General features: G+C 68.5%; 1 protein-coding gene. It reads left to right on the forward strand.

The genetic code is table 11. From position 1 onward, the window contains the following. Window positions 1-171: 171 nt before the first annotated feature. A partial coding sequence (locus LPZ50_RS25245) for an MFS transporter (RefSeq protein WP_329957710.1) occupies window positions 172-546 on the forward strand: 375 nt, incomplete at its 3' end.

Here is a 546-nt window from a genome sequence, read left to right on the forward strand (position 1 = left end):
GCCCGCCGCCGCGGCCCCGGCCGCGGGCGGGGCCGCGAACCTGGCCGACATGGACGACGACATCCCGTTCTGATCCGCCCCCCCCCCGCTACGCGCAACCGCGAACGAAAACCTTGCTTCGGCAGGGTTTTCTTTTTTGCGGTTCCTCGAGTCTCCTGCCATTCCGCCGCCATGCCTGCCTGGTCCGCCTTGCGTCCCGCCCTGCCTATCCTGATCGGCGCTTCTGTCATGTTGAGCCTGTCGATGGGGCTGCGGCAAAGCCTGGGCATTTTCGTGCCTCCGCTGACGCAGGACCTGGGCATCTCGGTCAGCCAGTTCACCATTGCTATTTCCGTGCAGAACCTGGCCTGGGGCATGCTGCAGCCGTTCGCCGGCGCGCTGGTGGTGCGGCTGGGATTCCGGCCCATGATGCTGGGCGGTGCCCTGCTGTATATCCTGGGCATGATGCTGTTGGCCACGGCGCAGGGCATGCTGGGCGTGGTGCTGGGCGCGGGCGTGGCGGTGGGCGCCGCGCTGGCATCCACGGGCAGCGCGGTTGCCATGGCC

This window comes from Bordetella petrii, assembly GCF_020991325.1.
GTDB classification, from domain to species: Bacteria; Pseudomonadota; Gammaproteobacteria; order Burkholderiales; family Burkholderiaceae_B; genus Bordetella_A; species Bordetella_A petrii_E.